Origin of the sequence: Flavobacterium sp. PL12 (assembly GCF_039123485.1) — a bacterium.
Classification (GTDB): Bacteria; Bacteroidota; Bacteroidia; order Flavobacteriales; family Flavobacteriaceae; genus Flavobacterium; species Flavobacterium weaverense.
On the sequence record NZ_JBANDI010000041.1, the window covers coordinates 1 to 17368 of the forward strand.

Genomic DNA, 17368 nt, shown 5'->3' on the forward strand with positions numbered 1-17368 from the left:
AACACGGCTTTAGCAACTGCGAAAGATCCAAAAGGAAATGACGTAACAGATATCTCTGGTACTTCAGTTGATAACAATACCCCTACTGATACGCCACTGACTCAAAAAGCAGGAATTGCAATTACAAAAGATGGTGTATACGTTGATAGTAACAAAGATGGAATCACTAACGTAGGAGACATAGTAACCTTTAAATTTGTAGTAACGAATACTGGAAATGTAACTCTAACGAATGTAACGGTAACGGATCCTTTACCAGGATTAGTAATGTCAGGAAGTCCAATAACATTAAACATTGGTGCTTCTAACGCAACTGCGTTTGTCGGAACATATTCTATAACTCAAGTGGATATAGATAAAGGTGTGGTTTATAACTTAGCTACTGTTACTGGTACTCCACCATTTGGAGACAAAGTAACTGCTACTTCAACAGACCCTACTCCTACTACCAATGTACCTGGAAAACCTGATTGTAGAGATTGTACAATTACGCCATTAACTCCGAGCCCAAAATTACAAGTTGTTAAAACAGCTTTTGAAACAGGCTATAGTTTAGTAGGAGATATAATAAATTACACAATCCAAGTGAAAAATACAGGAAATGTAACACTATATCAAATACTAGTTACTGACCCATTAACAGGATTAAGTTCAACAATCCCTAGTTTGGTTCCTGGTGCTTCTAAAGAATTTGCTGAAAGATACACGGTAACTAAAATTGATTTAACAAACAATTCAGTTATCAATACCGCTAATGCAGTTGGATTAACACCAAGTAATACAGAAGTAAGTGCTTCTGATAAAGTAGAGGTTGAAAAATCTTTAGTACTGGGATGTGGAACAATATTAGTTCACAATGCTTTCTCTCCAAATGGTGATGGTATCAATGATGTCTTTGTAATAGACAATATCGACAACAGCGCTTGCTACCCAGAGAACACAGTTGAAATATATAACAGATGGGGAGTTTTAGTTTTTGAAACTAAAAACTATAATAACCAAAGTAATAATTTCGAAGGAATCTCAAGAGGAAGAACAACAATTAGCAAGTCAGAAGGTTTACCAACTGGAACGTATTTCTACATCTTGAACTACACTTCTGTTGATGGAAATGGAGATCTTAGAACTAACAAAAAAGACGGATACCTATATCTTACTAAATAATATTTAATTAATTTTAAATCCTGAGGTTCATTAATTATGGCCTCAGGATTATAATAAAGTGAATTGAAACCATTATTTAGTAGTAACATTGTACTAACGGAAAATTCAATTCTTTTAAAAGAACTAGTTTAAACGTAATAAAAAACTACTATGAGAACAAAAATATTTTTAATCTTTTTGATGTTTACAACAGTTGTGACTTTTGCACAGCAGGATGCACAGTACACACAATACATGTACAACACAATCAATATCAATCCAGCTTATGCCGGATCTAGAGGAGCGATGAGTATTTTTGCAATGCATCGAACGCAATGGGTAGGATTAGATGGTGCTCCGGTTACAAACGTAGCTTCGATCAACACACCTCTTAACGGGACTAATCTTGGACTTGGCGTATCGTTGATAAATGATAAAATTGGACCAACAAATGAAAATACTATTTCAGCAGATTTATCGTATACGATTCCAACTTCTGAAAATTACAAATTATCATTTGGTATAAAAGGAACAGCTAACCTTTTCAACTTAGATATTACAAAATTGAATCCTGTGGATGCTTTTCCTTTAGATCCTTCAATGCAAAATATCGATAACAAATTCTCACCAAATATAGGTGCTGGTCTTTATTTACATTCCGATAAAGGTTATGTTGGGTTCTCGATACCTAACTTCATTGAATCAAAAAGATATGATGACAATGAAATAGCTATCTTCAAAGAAAAGATCAATTATTATTTAATGGCAGGTTACGTTTTTGACTTAAGTCCTGATGTTAAATTTAAACCAGCTCTTCTAACTAAGGTTGTTGCTGGTGCTCCACTTCAATTAGATGTTTCAACAAATTTCATGTTCATAGACAAGCTCACTGTTGGACTTGCTTACAGATGGAGCGCAGCATTGAGTGCGATGGTTGGATTTCAAGTTTCTGATGGAATGTATATAGGATATGGATATGATCATGAAACTACTAGATTGAATAATTATAATTCTGGTTCTCATGAGATATTCTTACGTTACGAGATATTCAAAAACAACGACAAAATTACAACTCCAAGATTCTTCTAAAAAAAAACAGTATGAAAAATAATATACTCTTATATATAATCCTAATCACTGCTTTTTCCCTTAATGTGCATTCACAGAAAGGCAGAGTTGCAGCAGCAGACAAACAGTATGAAAGATATGCCTATATCGACGCAATAAAAACCTATGAAAAGGTTGCTGAGAAAGGATATAAATCAGAAGATATTTTTAAGAAATTAGGAAATTCTTACTATTTCAATGCAGAATTAGAAAAAGCTGCAAAATGGTATGGTGAATTATTTGCAATGAATGTACCTAATATCGATCCAGAATATTACTTCCGTTACGCGCATACTTTGAGGTCTCTTGGTGAGAACGAAAAGGCCAATGAATATTTAGAAATGTTCAACCAAAAAGCGGGAAACGATAGCCGCGGACAGTTATTTATAAAAAATGTAAATTATCTTGACGCAATAAAAGCTAATTCAGGCAGGTATAAAATTGAAGATGCAGGTATTAACTCTCAGTATTCTGATTATGGTACTGCAATATATGAGAATGAATTAATTTTCGCTTCTGCAAGAGATACAGGAAATGTTGAGCAAAGAAAGCATAAATGGACTAATCAACATTTTACTAACTTGTATTCGGCTACTTTAAGTGACGACATGACTCCCGGTAAACCAAAGAAGTTTGATTCAAATGTGAATTCTAAATTCAATGAGTCTACTCCTATTTTTACGAAAGATGGTAAAACAATGTATTTTACTAGAAACAATTATCTAGATGGAAAAAAAGGAAAAGATGCAAATAAAGTTACTTTAATAAAAATTTACAGAGCGAAATTAGAAAACGGTAAATGGGGAAATATTACGGAACTTCCTTTTAATAGTGACAATTATAGTGTAGCTCACCCTGCCCTAACTCCAGACGGTAGTGAACTCTACTTTGCCTCTGATATGTCAGGAACTATAGGTTTGTCTGATTTATTTAAAGTAAAAATAAATAGTGATGGCAGCTATAGTACTCCCGCAAATGTGGGTAAAAGTATCAATACTGAAGGAAGAGAAACTTTTCCTTTTATCAGTGATGAAAACGAACTATATTTTGCTTCGAATGGACATCCTGGTTTAGGAGGATTAGACGTTTTTGTCGTTCCTATTAATAAAGATGGCTCTTTTGGAGAAGTAAAAAATTTAGGTTCAGACATTAACTCTCCTATGGATGATTTTGCTTACCTAATAGATACAAAATCTAGAAGAGGTTTTTTCACATCTAATAGAGATGGTGGAATGGGTTATGATGATATCTATAAATTCTTAGAACAAAAGAAAATTACTTGTCAGCAAGTACTTTACGGAGAAATAACAGATTTAGCTACTAAAAAGATTCTTCCTGATACCAAAGTTACTTTATTTGACAAAAGCTTTAATAGTGTTAGCACAACAACATCTGATAGTGAAGGAAAATATTCATTTGACGTCGAATGTGGTATAACATATTATGTAAGAGCGCAAAAAACTGACTACACTACTAAAGAAGAAAAAGTTACGGTTGGCACTGAAGATGGAAAAACGTATCTACCAATAGCTTTAGAAAGTTCTAAATGTGTAGTTACTATTGGTGATGATTTAGGTAAATGCTTCAATATAAAAATGATTTACTTTGATCTCGATAAATCATACATCAGACAAGAGGCAGCATTAGATTTGGAGAAAATATTAGATGTACTGAATCAAAATCCAACTATGAGATTAGATATTAGATCTCACACTGATAGTAGACAGACATTTAAATACAATGAAAATCTATCTGATAGAAGAGCTAAATCTACAATTAACTGGTTAGTTAAAAATGGTATAAACTCAAATAGGTTAACTGGAAAAGGATACGGAGAAACGCAATTAGTAAATAAATGTGCTGATAACGTAGATTGTACCGAAGAGGAACACCAAATGAATAGAAGAAGTGAATTTATTATAATCGCATTATAAAGTAAATTCATTATCAAAAGCTAAAGGCTGTCAGTATTGACAGCCTTTTCTTATTCTACAAATCAAGCAGTTTTCTTATTCTGCTATTTTAATGTTATTGCTAAATAATACGATTGTCTTCAATATTCTATAAAATTCAATAGAAGCGGTACAACGCATTTTGAATACAAATCAAGAGCAACAGAGCGAAACCTATTCTAAATAAAACTTCTTTACACTTTCAATTAAGATGTGCTAGAGGCCCAAAAATTATAGAGCTTCCACTTCTACTCTAGTCAATCCGAGTACCATTTCAGCCGATACAAAAATTAGTCTATCAAACCAATAAAACCTCAACGTGAAAAAATATTAGGATGATATTTATGCGCCAAAACTTGATATTATAAAACTATTTGAAAATCAATATTAGTCAAAACAAAAAGATTGTAAAAAACTGATTTTTCAAATTATTTATGAAGTAGCAAAAATCGATTATATAAAAATGTAGAAGATAAAATTGTGCACCTATAATAAGAGTGATGCACGATGCTTAAACTAGTTAGTAAGCTCACTGCCGCACTTTTATTTCAAAGTTTACAAAATTACTACTCAGGAGTAAATTGAGCGATGAAAATGAAAGTTTTAATTTAGAAGAAATCGTTTTTTCAAGTTTAAGAAAATGAGATTAATATTTTAAGATTACCGAGATATCAACTAAAAAGATTATCACTGTACACTAAAATAAGAACTATTATAAAACATAAAAGGCTGTCTTTTGGGGATAAGACAGCCTTCTAATAATAAAAAATTCAACTTAAATCTTTGCAAAAATATTAGTATAATATTTTTTGCCATTAGCAGGGTTTTCTTTAATTGCAATTCCAAAATGTGTGAAGTTACCTTCGATATTTTCTTTATGTCCAGGACTAGCTAACCACGCTTTCAAAACTGACTCTGGAGTGTTGAAGTTATAAGCAATATTTTCGCTTACAGATTTAGCTCCTAAAGTTTTCATTATATTTTCTGAACGTGCAGTAAAATCATTGTGATTTACAACATTGTTAGCAATCATATAATTGTCATGCTCTTCTGATTTGTAAGACATGTGATTGATTTTCTCCAGACGGTTAAGTCCTACGCTTACTCTATGTTCATTTATCAATTCCATAGTTTCAAGCTCGATAGTATTATAATTATAACTAACTACTTTCTCTACAGTAGTACTTACTGTTTCGTTTTCTGAACTATCAGCAGAGCAAGAATTCATTGTGCAAATTACTGCTGCAAGCAATAATGTACGGAGTAATGTTAGCTTCATAATTTAGTAGTTTAAGTTTAAAGTAGATTGTGGGGCAAACAACTTTAATATTTATATAATATGTTTCTTTCTTAGATCAAACATAATCAAAACATCGTTAAACTACCAAAAATAATCGATGAACTACACTAATAAAATGTTAATACATATATATTTCCTACATTATGAAGATAATCGCTCAATTTTCCATCTAAAATCTTCTTGACTTTTATATCGAATTCTATCGTGTAACCTATTAGGTCGTCCTTGCCAAAATTCAACCTCTAAAGGAGTCACTAAAAATCCTCCCCAATGATCCGGTCTCGGAATAACAATTCCTTCATAATCACCTTCTAATTGCTTCAGGTTTTCTTCTAAAAAAGCTCTTGAGGGAATAACTTCACTTTGGTTTGATACAATCGCTCCTAACTTACTTCCATGTGGTCTTGATTCAAAATAATTATCTGAAGTGAGAGCTGGCGTTTTAGTTGCAATTCCTTTAATAATTACTTGACGTTCCAAAGTATGCCAAAAAAACGAAAGACACACATTAGCGTTTTCCTCTATAGCCTTACCCTTTTCTGAATTGTAATTCGTGTAAAAAATAAAACCTTCTTCTGTAAACTTTTTTAGCAATACTACTCTAGACTTGGGAAAGCCATCTAATCCAATTGTAGACACGGTCATCGCATTAACTTCGCTGTCTCCACCAAAGTCTTCTACTTCATGAAACCATCTGTTAAAAAGGTTAATTGGGTCTTCAGGAATGTTAGATTCTAACAATTCACTTTTCTCATAGGATTTTCTATAATTACTTAAGTCGTTCATGTTATTATAATTTAAAAGTTCGTTTTTAATGTAGAAGTTAATTTGAGCGTTCAGAAAAATTCTTGCGTTGATTTTGTTCTAGCTCTTTATAGATCAAAGCTTTTGCCATCATCTGCTAAAAGTACATTTGGAAAAATAGTTTGTGCTTCTTCTTTAAACAAATCGATACTTTCATAACGAGTTGAATAATGTCCAAGAATTAGTTGCTTGACATTTGCTTTAAGCGCTATAGTAGCCGCTTCCTTTGCAGTAGAATGTAGCGTTTTAATAGCTAAACTTTCTTCGGATTGTAAAAAGGTAGATTCATGGTACAATACATCTACATTTTCGATAATTGGAATAATAGATTCGTTGTATGAAGTATCTGAGCAAAACGCATAACTTTTTGCGGGAACTGGATCAAAGCTCAATTTATGATTTTCGATAATTTGGCCAGAATCTAAAATTATGTCTTTCCCATTTTTAATATTTTGGAAATAACAAGAATCTATTTTGAATCCTTGAACCGCTTCAATATTAAGTTTGCGTTCTCCTATTTTTTCTTGGAACAAAAAACCATTTGTATACACTCTGTGTTTTAAAGGAATCGTTTTTACGACAACTTTATCATCCTCATAAATTATTTGAGATTCATTGGATTCTAGTTCATGGAAAAACAATTCATAATTAGTCCAGGAGTTAGACAACCGAAGCTGCAACATTATGATTTCCTTTATTCCTTTTGGACCATGAATATGCAAATCAGTGTTTCTACCCAGCAGACTAAAGGTAGAGATTAAACCAATTAATCCAAAAAAGTGATCGCCGTGTAAATGCGAAATAAAAACATGATTGATTTTAGAAAACTTAATCTTGTTTTTACGCAATTGTACTTGTGTACCTTCACCACAATCGATTAAGAAAAGTCGGTTTTTTATATCAAGAATCTGCGAAGTAGGATTTGTAAAAGTTCGAGGTGTGGCTGCATAGCAACCAAGTATAGTTAATTTCAATTTATAATTTCATTTAAAACATTCGATTTATAAAAGCTGAACATTTACAATTGATTCTTTGAAACTGGATTATAAACAATCAACTTGCTTTTTCTTATTGTATTTTCAACTTTTCAAAAATTGGTTACTTGAAAATGAAAATTTTTGCAGTTCTGTAAATACTACAAGAATTATCTGTACTAATAAAAAAAATAGAAATTACTTACTATCAAAGCTAAATCAACAAGCAACAATGCTACAATAAAATTATTTGCTTTGTGAGTGCGTTACTAACGTTATCTAAAAACCTAAGTCTCTTTCAATTTCGTCCATTTCTATAATATCATGTGCTTCCAATAAAGAGGGAACAACAATCAACTTATCTGACACAGCATTAAAATCAAAATTAGAAGTAACCACAATAAAAGATTTTTTTGCTTTTTTATGTTGTTTTGACAACGGCATGAATAATTTAATATCACTCGCTGAAAGTTCTTTATACATCAAGAGATCAATAACAATATTGTGTTTTTCAAAAGTTTTATATTGCTGCGTCACCTTCAATAAAAATGAAGCTAAGTCGCCTTGCGTATCGCGTATTGTTACCGTGTGTGCTTTTTGATCTACTTTCATTTTTTTTTACTTTTCAAGGACTGAATAAAAGCAGTCTATTTACATAAGTAGCTAATTTACAAAGTTTTCTTGTATTCTATTGAATTTTAGAAGCTAAAAGATAGATAACTGCCATTCTAATAGCCACTCCATTCTCTACTTGGTTTAAGATCACTGATTGATTAGAATCAGCCACTTCACTTGTTATTTCCACACCACGATTGATAGGTCCCGGATGCATAATTACAATTTCTTTACTAAGTGAATCTAATAGTGGTTTGTCAACTCCATATTGCTGTGCGTACTCTCTGGTTGAAGGGAAGTAATTCACATCCATTCGTTCGTTTTGTACACGCAACATATTTGCAACGTCGCACCATTCTAATGCTTTTCTTAAATCGGATTCTACGGTTACTCCTAGCGATTCAATATGTCTTGGAATAAGCGTTTTTGGTCCGCATACTTTCACCTCAGCACCTTGCATTTGCAAAGCGTATATATTTGATAGCGCCACTCTAGAATGCAAAACATCACCAACAATTACTACTTTTTTACCTCCTACTTCACCTAGTTTTTCTCTAATAGAATAACTATCTAATAATGCTTGCGTAGGATGCTCATGTGCTCCATCTCCAGCATTTACAATACTTGCTTTTACATTTTTAGATAAAAAATAAGCAGCTCCAGGATTAGCATGACGCATTACAACCATATCAACTTTCATCGAAAGGATATTATTAACCGTGTCGATTAATGTTTCTCCTTTTTTAACGGAGGATTGTGCTGCTGAGAAACTAATAACGTCAGCTGATAGTCTTTTTTGAGCTAATTCAAAGGAAAGTTTAGTTCTGGTACTATTTTCGAAAAAAATATTGGCAATAGTAATATCTCGTAACGAAGGCACTTTTTTGATCGGTCTATTGATGACTTCTTTAAAATGATCGGCTGTTTCAAATATTAAGTCAATATCATTTTTAGTAATGTATTTAATGCCTAACAAATGATTTACGCTTAATTCTTTCATTTCTTTTTACGATTATTACTTTTTAATATTTAACGTCTCTACGTTCTAACTTGTAATTAAATATACGCCGTCCTCACCGTCATTTTCTTTCCAACTCACTTTCACTTTTTCGTTATTAATCGCATCTACTTGTCGTCCTCTATAATCAGGTTGAATGGGTAAATTGCGACTGAAACGCCTGTCGATTAAAACCAAAAGTTCTATCTCTGATGGTCTTCCAAAAGATTGAATAGCTGTCAAAGCAGATCTAATACTGCGACCCGTAAACAAAACGTCATCGATGAAAATAACTTTTTTATTTTCGACAATGAAATTAATCTTTGTTTTATTTGCTTCTAATGGTTTTTCGGTGCGTCTAAAATCATCTCTAAAAAAAGTGATATCAAGGTAACCTAATTGAATTTCAGGAGTTTGGTATTCTTGTTCTAATATTGATTTCAACCGTTCTGCTAAAAAAACGCCTCTAGGTTGAATTCCAACTAAAATTGTATCTGAAAAATCTAAGTGTTTTTCAATTAATTGACAAGCCAAACGATGTAATATGATAGTAACTTCTTTTGCAGTAAGTAATACTTTTTGACTCATAGTGCTTTATATTGTTTGGTTGTGCAAATATACGAATTCAAATTTATGATTTAATAATTTAAAATAGAGAAAAAAGTAAATGGCAATTCAGCACTAAATTTAAGTCTTTAAATAAGTGCAATATTCGAAAAGTAAAATGAATCAACAGTTTTTATTCAGTTTTCAAATAGAAGTTTCAAAACAAATGAGAGAAGGTATTGGTAAATGACAATTTCATCGTAACGATCAGCAAAAGATAAAGTCCTAGAAAAAGAATTTATCTCAAATTTCGAAAATTAACCTGTTACCGCTAAACTAACAAACAACTTCGATTTAATTAAGTGAGATTAACACTCCATCTAAATTACATAATAAAAGCAAAAAATTATGTAACAAACCAATAATGGTAATACTTTAATTTTACATTGTAACCAAAACATAAAAATCATGCAAAAACAAATAACTCGTATTTTAATGCTTTTCGTAGTATTATTTTCATTTACAAGCTGTTCACTAGTAGAAGGAATATTTAAAGCCGGAATGGGCGTTGGAATATTTATAGTTGTTGCGATTATCGCAATAATCATTTTTATCATCAGCAAAATGTTCGGAAGCAAATAGTACGTTGTGAAAAATATTACTAACTTTTTCAGAAACATCAAGAAAAAGTAAGTTCAGTTAAGCTTAAACATACTTAATGTTAGAAAAACAATTTTGAATTAGTTGAAAATACCAATAAAAAAGAGTGCTCTAGAGTGCTCTTTTTTATTGGTTCAAACTCATTATCTTAGTTCACTAAGAATAAGGCGTTACTAAAAAGTAAATTACCATTTTCCCAGAAACCTCTAAATAAAGGATTGTCTACCATATAAATCACCGTTCCTTTTCCTTTATTATCCACAGCAAAGCTAACGGTATTACTCAATTTCTTTTTTATTCCGTTACCTATAAAACCATAACTCTTATAATCCTTAGGAATGTAAGCAACGTTTAAAGCATCTTTCAGTAAAGAATACGTTCTATCATCTGTTTTAAGACTAAAATATTTTTCGCCCAAACCAAAAGATAATGGATGTGTTTTATTTAAAACATTTTCGATTATTGCTCCCGGAATTGATCTAGATATATCGCGACGTTCTGTTTCTTGGTAATCTAAAAAACGTTCATCTAAGGCTAAAGAATCTTTTTCCTTTTCTGCATTCAACTTATCCTCTTCAGATGCGTAAGGATTCAACGCATATCCTTCTTTACCTTCAAAAATAGATAGTGCTCCGTTCATGGCAATAACTTTACCACCATTTCTAACCCATTCCGTAAGCTTCTTTTGCTGATCTTCTGTGAATTCATATTCACCATCAGCTAGAATTAACGTATTGTAATCGTAAAAACTTATTCTATTAAAGTTATTCACCTCTACAACGCTCACTGGGTATTCAATGGTTTCCTGCATGTAATACCACGCAGCACCAAACTCAGTTGAACTAACGCCTTTTCCTGAAAGCAATAAAACTTTTGGCGCCTTTAATAAATTAAAATTTTCTCCACCTACATCTTTAGCATTCGATGAAAAACCAGAAGTGATATAATTGTAATCTGTTTTTGTCTTAATTAAATCAGATACCGTTTTTTCAAAATCAACTACTTTTGGATTATCACCTTTGGTAACTAATAAACCACCAGGTTCAATTGAAACATCGCCAAAAACAGCTTTCCCCATCGAAGATCGAACCTTGATATTATTTTGGTGCAAAACAGATAAAACTCGAGCTGATATTCTATTATTCCAAGGAATGTGAAACGCATACACTTTAGGCGGAGCCACTTTTTCAATCATTTCAAATGACTCCTTAGTTTTTAATCCTACACTATTTTTCAAAGCATATCCTTCTACTCCATAAGCTAATGGTAAAGCCCAAGCAGTAATATCATACGATAAACTATCATTCAATTTTTGGTTGGGTTCAAAAAGTACTTGAGTAAAAACAGCTTTTTGTTGGTCCACTTTTACAATTAAGTCATTTGGTTCAATCGTAAATCCTTTTTCTTTTTTGGTACTGTAATTATATCCTGAAGCTTTTACATTGGCGTCAGCGTAACTGTATTCAATATTGTTTTTTTTCAATAATTCCGCTAATTGAATCAGCTTTGGGTTGTTCTTCATTACATACATTTTGTAACTACCTTTAACTGTTTTTCGAGAATTATTCATAAATCCTCTAAAACCTTTTAGCAAAACATCAGATTGTGACGCTGCCGATTCTACTACAGTAAGCACAGTAGTAGCATGGTGGTCAATTCTATCTTGTATCGTAACGATATTTCCATTACTCATTGTAACAGCTCTCCCCGCTCCTATTCCTCCTTGTTCAATGGTCATTCCCACAGCGCCATTATAAGCAGGATACGTATCACCATAACTTGGATAAAATAAATCAAATCGCTCACTAGTATTGTACAACCAGTTTTGAGCATCAAATTTCTTAGAAATATTAGTACCTAATACATTGTGAAAATCCTTCTGATATTTTTCAATATATTCATGAATTGGCTCTGCTGATGGAGGGAAAAAGTATGGAGAATCGTAACCTTGTTCATGTACATCGGTATGCACTTGTGGCATCCACTGATTGTATAAAGCAACTCTCTGCTGACTCTCCATTTGCGTTTGCCAAGCCCAGTCTCTATTCAAATCAAAAAGATAATGATTAAATCTACCTCCAGGCCACTGTTCCATATGTTCTCTATCTGATAATCCAGGATGTGTTTTTTTACCTGAAATCTCTCTTAACCAGTTTCCGTATCTTGAATATCCATCAGGATTGATACATGGATCTAAAATCACAATAGTATTTTCTAACCATTTTTTAGTTTCTGCATTCTTAGGATTTACTAATTCGTATGCTACAGTCATCGCACTTTCAGTTCCCGCAAATTCATTTCCGTGAACATTAAAACTCAACCATACAATTAACTTATCACCTATCATTTGGTTTCCATTTTTAGACAAACCAATGGCAGCCAAATTATTGTTTCTAATTTGCTCGAGATTAGCTAAATTCTCAGGAGTCGAAATAAAAAATACATTTAAATCTCTTTGCTCTGCAGTCATTCCGTATTTCTGCTGTTTAATAAGAGTTGATTTTTCAGTCAGCTGCTTAAAGTAATTTTCTACTTGGTGATAATAAGTTATTTGTTTTCCATAAGTAGGCAAGAATTCTGCTGGACTCTGCACTTGAGCCTGAGCACTAAACAGCACGCTTAGTAGTATGCAAAAAGAGAAAAATATTTTTTTCATTTCGTGTTGGGTTAGTTACAGCTCAAAAATAGCTTTTTAGCATTTATTGCACAACATATCTATTGTATTAATACTAAATTAATTATGTGTTATTTATGCATTCAGTAATTGCTCAAAATTGCAGAATAGTAAAAAATCAACGTCTTAAATTATATATAAATAATAATCTTCACCTTATAATTCGTATCCTAATAACATTCTGCTATATTTGCGGATAACAAAAAGTACCTTACAGATGGAAGAATGTATCTCAGTTTTTGACATGCTAAAAATTGGTGTTGGACCTTCAAGTTCGCATACACTTGGCCCGTGGAGAGCCGCTGAACGTTTTCTCGAAGAATTAAGAAATCAAAACATACTTGCAACTGTAAATAGAGTACAAATCGACTTATACGGTTCGCTTTCCTTAACCGGAAAAGGACATGCTACAGACCTAGCTGTTATGCTTGGACTGAGCGGCCAAGATCCGGAATACATTCCTATTCAAAACATAGATTCAATTATTAAAACGATTCAGTCAAAAAACGAAATCAATTTAGGAAACTCACAAATAATTCCGTTTCACTTTCTACAAGATATTATTTTCAATAGAAACTTTCTTCCTTATCATGCAAATGGAATGACTTTTACAGCGTACATGCTTGATGGAAGTAATTATGAATCTACCTTTTATTCTATAGGTGGAGGATTTGTAATTAAAGAAGAACGCGCAAATGCCAAACAGAAAATCCAAATAAAATGTGCTTTTCCTTATCCTATTGAAAAAGCAGCAGAATTATTAGAATACTGCGTCAATGAGAATAAATCAATCTCAGAAATCGTTCTTGAAAACGAAAAATCAATGCGCACTGAAGCTGAAATTGATCATGAGCTAACGCGCATTTGGAACACCATGCTCGAGTGCATGTACATCGGTTGTCACTCTGAAGGGATTCTTCCTGGAGGATTAAACGTGCGTCGACGTGCTTTTGATATGCACCAAAACCTAATTGGTTTAGCTAATTATGACACGCCACAAACTTGGCTTGAAGAAATTAGAAAAACAGAAGTTAAATTCCGCCAAATCCTAAAATGGGTCTCTTGTTTTGCGCTTGCGGTAAATGAAGTAAACGCCGCTTTAGGAAGAGTCGTAACTGCTCCTACTAACGGAAGCGCTGGCGTAATTCCAGCAGTTTTAATGTATTATCTAGTAATTGAAAACCACGCTGCAGGACCTAAAGAAATCAAGCAATTTCTGTTAGTTGCCGGAGAAATAGGTAGTATTTTCAAAAAAGGATCTACCATCTCAGCAGCAATGGGCGGTTGCCAAGCAGAAATAGGTGTCTCATCAGCAATGGCTGCTGCCTCTTTATGCGAATTAATGGGTGGAACTCCAGCACAAGTTTTAATGGCTGCCGAAATTGCCATGGAACATCACTTAGGTTTAACCTGCGACCCTATAGGTGGTTTAGTCCAAATCCCTTGTATCGAGCGCAACACTATGGGTGCGATAAAAGCTATCAATGCAGCCGAATTAGCACTTGAAACCGACCCTAAAAATGCTAAAGTGCCCTTAGATAAAGTTGTTGATACCATGTGGCATACTGCCAAGGATATGAACAACAAATACAAAGAAACCTCAGAAGGCGGACTTGCAATCGCCGTAAACATGGCTGATTGCTAATGATAAACTCGTTTAAGCATCATCAAATTCCTATATCTTAAGTTTTAAATCTGCAATCTAAAATCAGTGCTCTAAAATCTTAAATCACAATGGCGTATCCCCGCTTTCACTCCCGAACGGTCGGGACGTTTCAGCGGGGTCAGGCTATTCGCTACAATCTTTTTCTTTATTGCGCTATCGCTTCATAAATAAAAAAGGATTTTCTCCCGATACTTCGGGACTATCCTTTACGCAAAAACACCCCTAATTACCAGAATTTTCTGATTACAAAAACGCTTTCAAAACAAAATATAATTATCTTTAAGCCACTAAACCAATTCATTATGATCTGGACGGCCAAATTAATAAAACACAAAAACGAAAACAGAATTGCAGTACAATTCGAAAAAAACTACAGATTAATCCAGCGTATAAAAGAATTTGAGGATGCAAGATGGAGTGCCCAAAAAATGGTTTGGCATCTTCCTGATACTTTCGAGAACAGAGAACACTTTAATATTATACAATACGAAAACACAATTCCTTCCCCTGAAGGAATAGAACAACTACACAAATTCAAGCAACATCTAGCTTCTAAGAGATACAGTGACAATACAATTAAAACATATTGCGAGGCGTTGCGTTCATTCTTGTTTTTTTATAGAGAAAAACCCATCCAAGACCTCACTAACCAAGATGTGATTATCTATACAAATGAATACTTATTAAAAAACAACTTATCCGCTTCCTATCAAAATCAAATTATCAATGCTGTTAAACTCTATTTCAGCATCATTAGAGAAACTAAAATTGATATTGAAAAAATTCACCGACCAAAGCGTGCCAAAGTTTTACCTAATGTTCTAAGCAAAGAAGAGGTAAAATTAATACTAGAAGCACATAGCAACATAAAACACAAAATGATGTTATGCCTCATCTACAGTTGTGGATTAAGATGCGGCGAGTTATTAGCCTTAAAACCATTAAACATCGATTCTAAAAGAAATGTCATTTTGCTAAAAAACGCAAAAGGAAAAAAAGACAGAATAGTTCCATTAAGTCCGAAAATACTTGACATGTTGCGAGACTATTACATCCTATATAAACCAAAAACGTTTTTGTTTGAAGGACAAATTATAGGTAATCAGTACGATGCCAGAAGTTTGCAACTAATCCTAAAACAAGCAATTTCAAAAGTAAAGATCCAAAAGCCAGTTACATTGCATTGGTTACGTCACAGTTATGCTACCCATTTACTAGAAAGTGGCACCGATTTAAGATATATTCAAGAATTATTAGGACACAATAGCAGCAAAACAACTGAAATATACACTCATGTAAGCACCAAAAGTATTCAACAAATAAAAAGTCCTTTTGATGATTTATAGAAAAAAAACGTTAGTTTTGAAATTGTAATAAAGCGAAACAAACATTCGCCAATCAACCTAAAAATGGGTGTATTTGCGAAGGTTTGTTTCGCATATATACAAGTTAGCCAACATATTATGAAAAAACTCCTAAAAATAACATTTTTACTTTCATTATTAATCCTTTTTTCAAATTTTGAAAAGAAAGTAGATGACGTGGAATTTGAAAAATATGTATTGACTGAAATTTTCCCAAAAATAGTTGACTCTATTTGCGTTGATAGTAGAAAGATGAATCCGCCACCAAAATTTGGAAAAGAAACTTGGAATAAAGGAAGACTCGTAAAAGTTGACACTTCAAATGTTACAAATGTAGAAAGAATCAAATATCAGAATTGGAAAACAGAACAAAAAAGAGTTGATAATGATACATCTAAAATATTTATAGGTTTCGACCAATATTTATTTAATTATGGACAAGAAAGATTATCTGGAGAATTAAAATTATTAAACTCAAACTACAGCGATTTCAAGTTTGATTATTCAAAAATTAAGTTAAACAGAAAATTTAAAATAAAAAATATGTCTGACTTTCCAAAAGCAGATATTCTATTAAAACATCATAGAGTTTTATTATATGAACAAAAATATGATTTTGTGTTTTCTGGTTTACTTGAAATTTCAAGAATAAAATTCGACGAGAATAAAAAAAATGGAGTTTTAGAAGGTAGTTTTAGTTATTGTGGAAGATGCGGAAGAGGTTACCGAATATATATAATGGAAATTAACGGAAATTGGATAATCAAAAAAATGGAAGATACTTGGATGTCGTAAAAATACGTTGGCTAACAGCGGTTTGCATAAATGGCGAAATATGTGGTAAATTCACGTTTATCTTTCGCAAGAAATTTTATCTTAGCCGAAAAATCTCGGTTACGAAGTTCGCCACTTCCGCAAGCCGCGAGACGTCAGGCTGTGAAAAAACCTCGATTTTTCACAATTTCTCTCTAAAGACACTCTTGTAAACTTCAATATCTTCACTCTGCTACACACTATTTTTTAGGCTGCGATAAGCAACTCATTTTCAATAAAGCCTTTACAAAGGGTGTAATAGGTCGTTTTAAAACTAAAACAACCTTTAGTTTTGTAAGGTGACTTCCATTTCTTGAGTTTATCTATTAAATCGGGTACACCCAGTATATTTATGGAGCGTTTGATGTTGTACACGAGCATAATTAAACTGTGTTCGCCATTTACTTTTTCCAAACCCGTTAAATTAGTGTGATTATAACCCCATTGACGCTTAATAGTTCCAAAGATATGTTCGTTTATCTCTTGGCGTTTTCGGTACAACTGCTGGTTTTCCTGATACCGCTGGTTATTCTCTTCCACAGCATTAGCATACTCACTCCTATCAATCTCTCGACCGCCTGTTCTACTGGTACAAAGGTGTTTCACAGGACATGTTTTGCAAGCTGGAGTTCGGTATTTCTTGAATTGGTAACTGTCTTTCTCTCTTGTTTTCTTATGCCAGCGTCCCGTAGTTTTTAAAGTTTCCCCTTGTGGACAAATGTAGGTATCGGTTTGTTTATCGTATTTAAATTT

Annotated in this window: 15 protein-coding genes; 7 read left to right on the forward strand and 8 right to left on the reverse strand. The window is 32.8% G+C overall.

Translation table 11 applies throughout. The features are described 5' to 3' along the window. The 3 genes from RCH19_RS14260 to RCH19_RS14270 form a co-directional block, all read left to right on the forward strand. The coding region (locus tag RCH19_RS14260) for a gliding motility-associated C-terminal domain-containing protein (protein ID WP_343023783.1) at nucleotides 1–1164 on the forward strand (1164 nt) is incomplete at its 5' end. Nucleotides 1165–1314: 150 nt separating this feature from the next. Continuing rightward, the gene (locus RCH19_RS14265) at nucleotides 1315–2232 is read left to right on the forward strand and encodes a type IX secretion system membrane protein PorP/SprF (RefSeq protein WP_343023784.1); all 918 of its coding nucleotides are present in this window, start codon (nucleotides 1315–1317) and stop codon (nucleotides 2230–2232) included. An 11-nt stretch (nucleotides 2233–2243) separates the two neighbouring features. Continuing rightward, nucleotides 2244–4184, forward strand: coding sequence for an OmpA family protein (locus RCH19_RS14270; protein WP_343023785.1), 1941 nt, complete (start codon nucleotides 2244–2246; stop codon nucleotides 4182–4184). Nucleotides 4185–4977: 793 nt separating this feature from the next. Here RCH19_RS14270 and RCH19_RS14275 read toward each other — a convergent pair. The 6 genes from RCH19_RS14275 to pyrR all read right to left on the reverse strand — a co-directional run bounded on the left by RCH19_RS14275 (nucleotide 4978) and on the right by pyrR (nucleotide 9480). Continuing rightward, a complete protein-coding gene (locus RCH19_RS14275) occupies nucleotides 4978–5481 on the reverse strand; it encodes a CAP domain-containing protein (RefSeq protein WP_121926539.1) in 504 nt (167 codons plus the stop codon). A gap of 162 nt (nucleotides 5482–5643) precedes the next feature. Then, nucleotides 5644–6288, reverse strand: a complete 645-nt coding sequence (pdxH, locus tag RCH19_RS14280; protein ID WP_343023786.1) for a pyridoxamine 5'-phosphate oxidase — start codon at nucleotides 6286–6288, stop codon at nucleotides 5644–5646. An 86-nt stretch (nucleotides 6289–6374) separates the two neighbouring features. Continuing rightward, nucleotides 6375–7280: a ribonuclease Z gene (locus RCH19_RS14285; RefSeq protein ID WP_343023787.1), complete on the reverse strand. Its 906-nt coding sequence runs from the start codon at nucleotides 7278–7280 to the stop codon at nucleotides 6375–6377. A 279-nt stretch (nucleotides 7281–7559) separates the two neighbouring features. Beyond that, nucleotides 7560–7892: a ribonuclease Z gene (locus RCH19_RS14290; RefSeq protein WP_343023788.1), complete on the reverse strand. Its 333-nt coding sequence runs from the start codon at nucleotides 7890–7892 to the stop codon at nucleotides 7560–7562. A 76-nt stretch (nucleotides 7893–7968) separates the two neighbouring features. After that, nucleotides 7969–8895 carry an aspartate carbamoyltransferase catalytic subunit gene (locus RCH19_RS14295; protein WP_343023789.1) on the reverse strand — a complete coding sequence of 309 codons (927 nt, stop codon included), beginning with the start codon at nucleotides 8893–8895 and terminating at the stop codon, nucleotides 7969–7971. Nucleotides 8896–8940: 45 nt separating this feature from the next. Continuing rightward, complete coding sequence (pyrR, locus tag RCH19_RS14300) at nucleotides 8941–9480, reverse strand: bifunctional pyr operon transcriptional regulator/uracil phosphoribosyltransferase PyrR (protein WP_343023790.1); 540 nt, start codon at nucleotides 9478–9480, stop codon at nucleotides 8941–8943. A 426-nt stretch (nucleotides 9481–9906) separates the two neighbouring features. Here pyrR and RCH19_RS14305 point away from each other — a divergent pair, with 426 nt between their 5' ends. After that, nucleotides 9907–10080, forward strand: coding sequence for a hypothetical protein (locus RCH19_RS14305; protein ID WP_343023791.1), 174 nt, complete (start codon nucleotides 9907–9909; stop codon nucleotides 10078–10080). Between the two features lie 166 nt (nucleotides 10081–10246). Here RCH19_RS14305 and RCH19_RS14310 read toward each other — a convergent pair whose 3' ends face one another. Then, nucleotides 10247–12754, reverse strand: coding sequence for a M14 family zinc carboxypeptidase (locus RCH19_RS14310; RefSeq protein ID WP_343023792.1), 2508 nt, complete (start codon nucleotides 12752–12754; stop codon nucleotides 10247–10249). A gap of 235 nt (nucleotides 12755–12989) precedes the next feature. Between RCH19_RS14310 and RCH19_RS14315 the strand changes: the two genes are divergently transcribed. The 3 genes from RCH19_RS14315 (at nucleotide 12990) to RCH19_RS14325 (ending at nucleotide 16597) form a co-directional block, all read left to right on the forward strand. Further along, nucleotides 12990–14417 (forward strand): L-serine ammonia-lyase, encoded by a 1428-nt coding sequence (locus RCH19_RS14315; RefSeq protein WP_343023793.1) that lies wholly within the window; start codon nucleotides 12990–12992, stop codon nucleotides 14415–14417. 323 nt (nucleotides 14418–14740) lie between these two features. Further along, nucleotides 14741–15784, forward strand: a complete 1044-nt coding sequence (locus RCH19_RS14320) for a site-specific integrase (RefSeq protein WP_343023794.1) — start codon at nucleotides 14741–14743, stop codon at nucleotides 15782–15784. A 117-nt stretch (nucleotides 15785–15901) separates the two neighbouring features. Beyond that, on the forward strand, nucleotides 15902–16597 hold the full coding sequence (locus RCH19_RS14325) for a hypothetical protein (RefSeq protein ID WP_343023795.1): 696 nt from the start codon (nucleotides 15902–15904) through the stop codon (nucleotides 16595–16597). Between the two features lie 225 nt (nucleotides 16598–16822). On the opposite strand, the gene RCH19_RS14330 is transcribed toward RCH19_RS14325, so the two are convergent. Then, nucleotides 16823–17368: transposase (locus RCH19_RS14330; RefSeq protein ID WP_343023796.1), on the reverse strand; the 546-nt coding region annotated here is incomplete at its 5' end.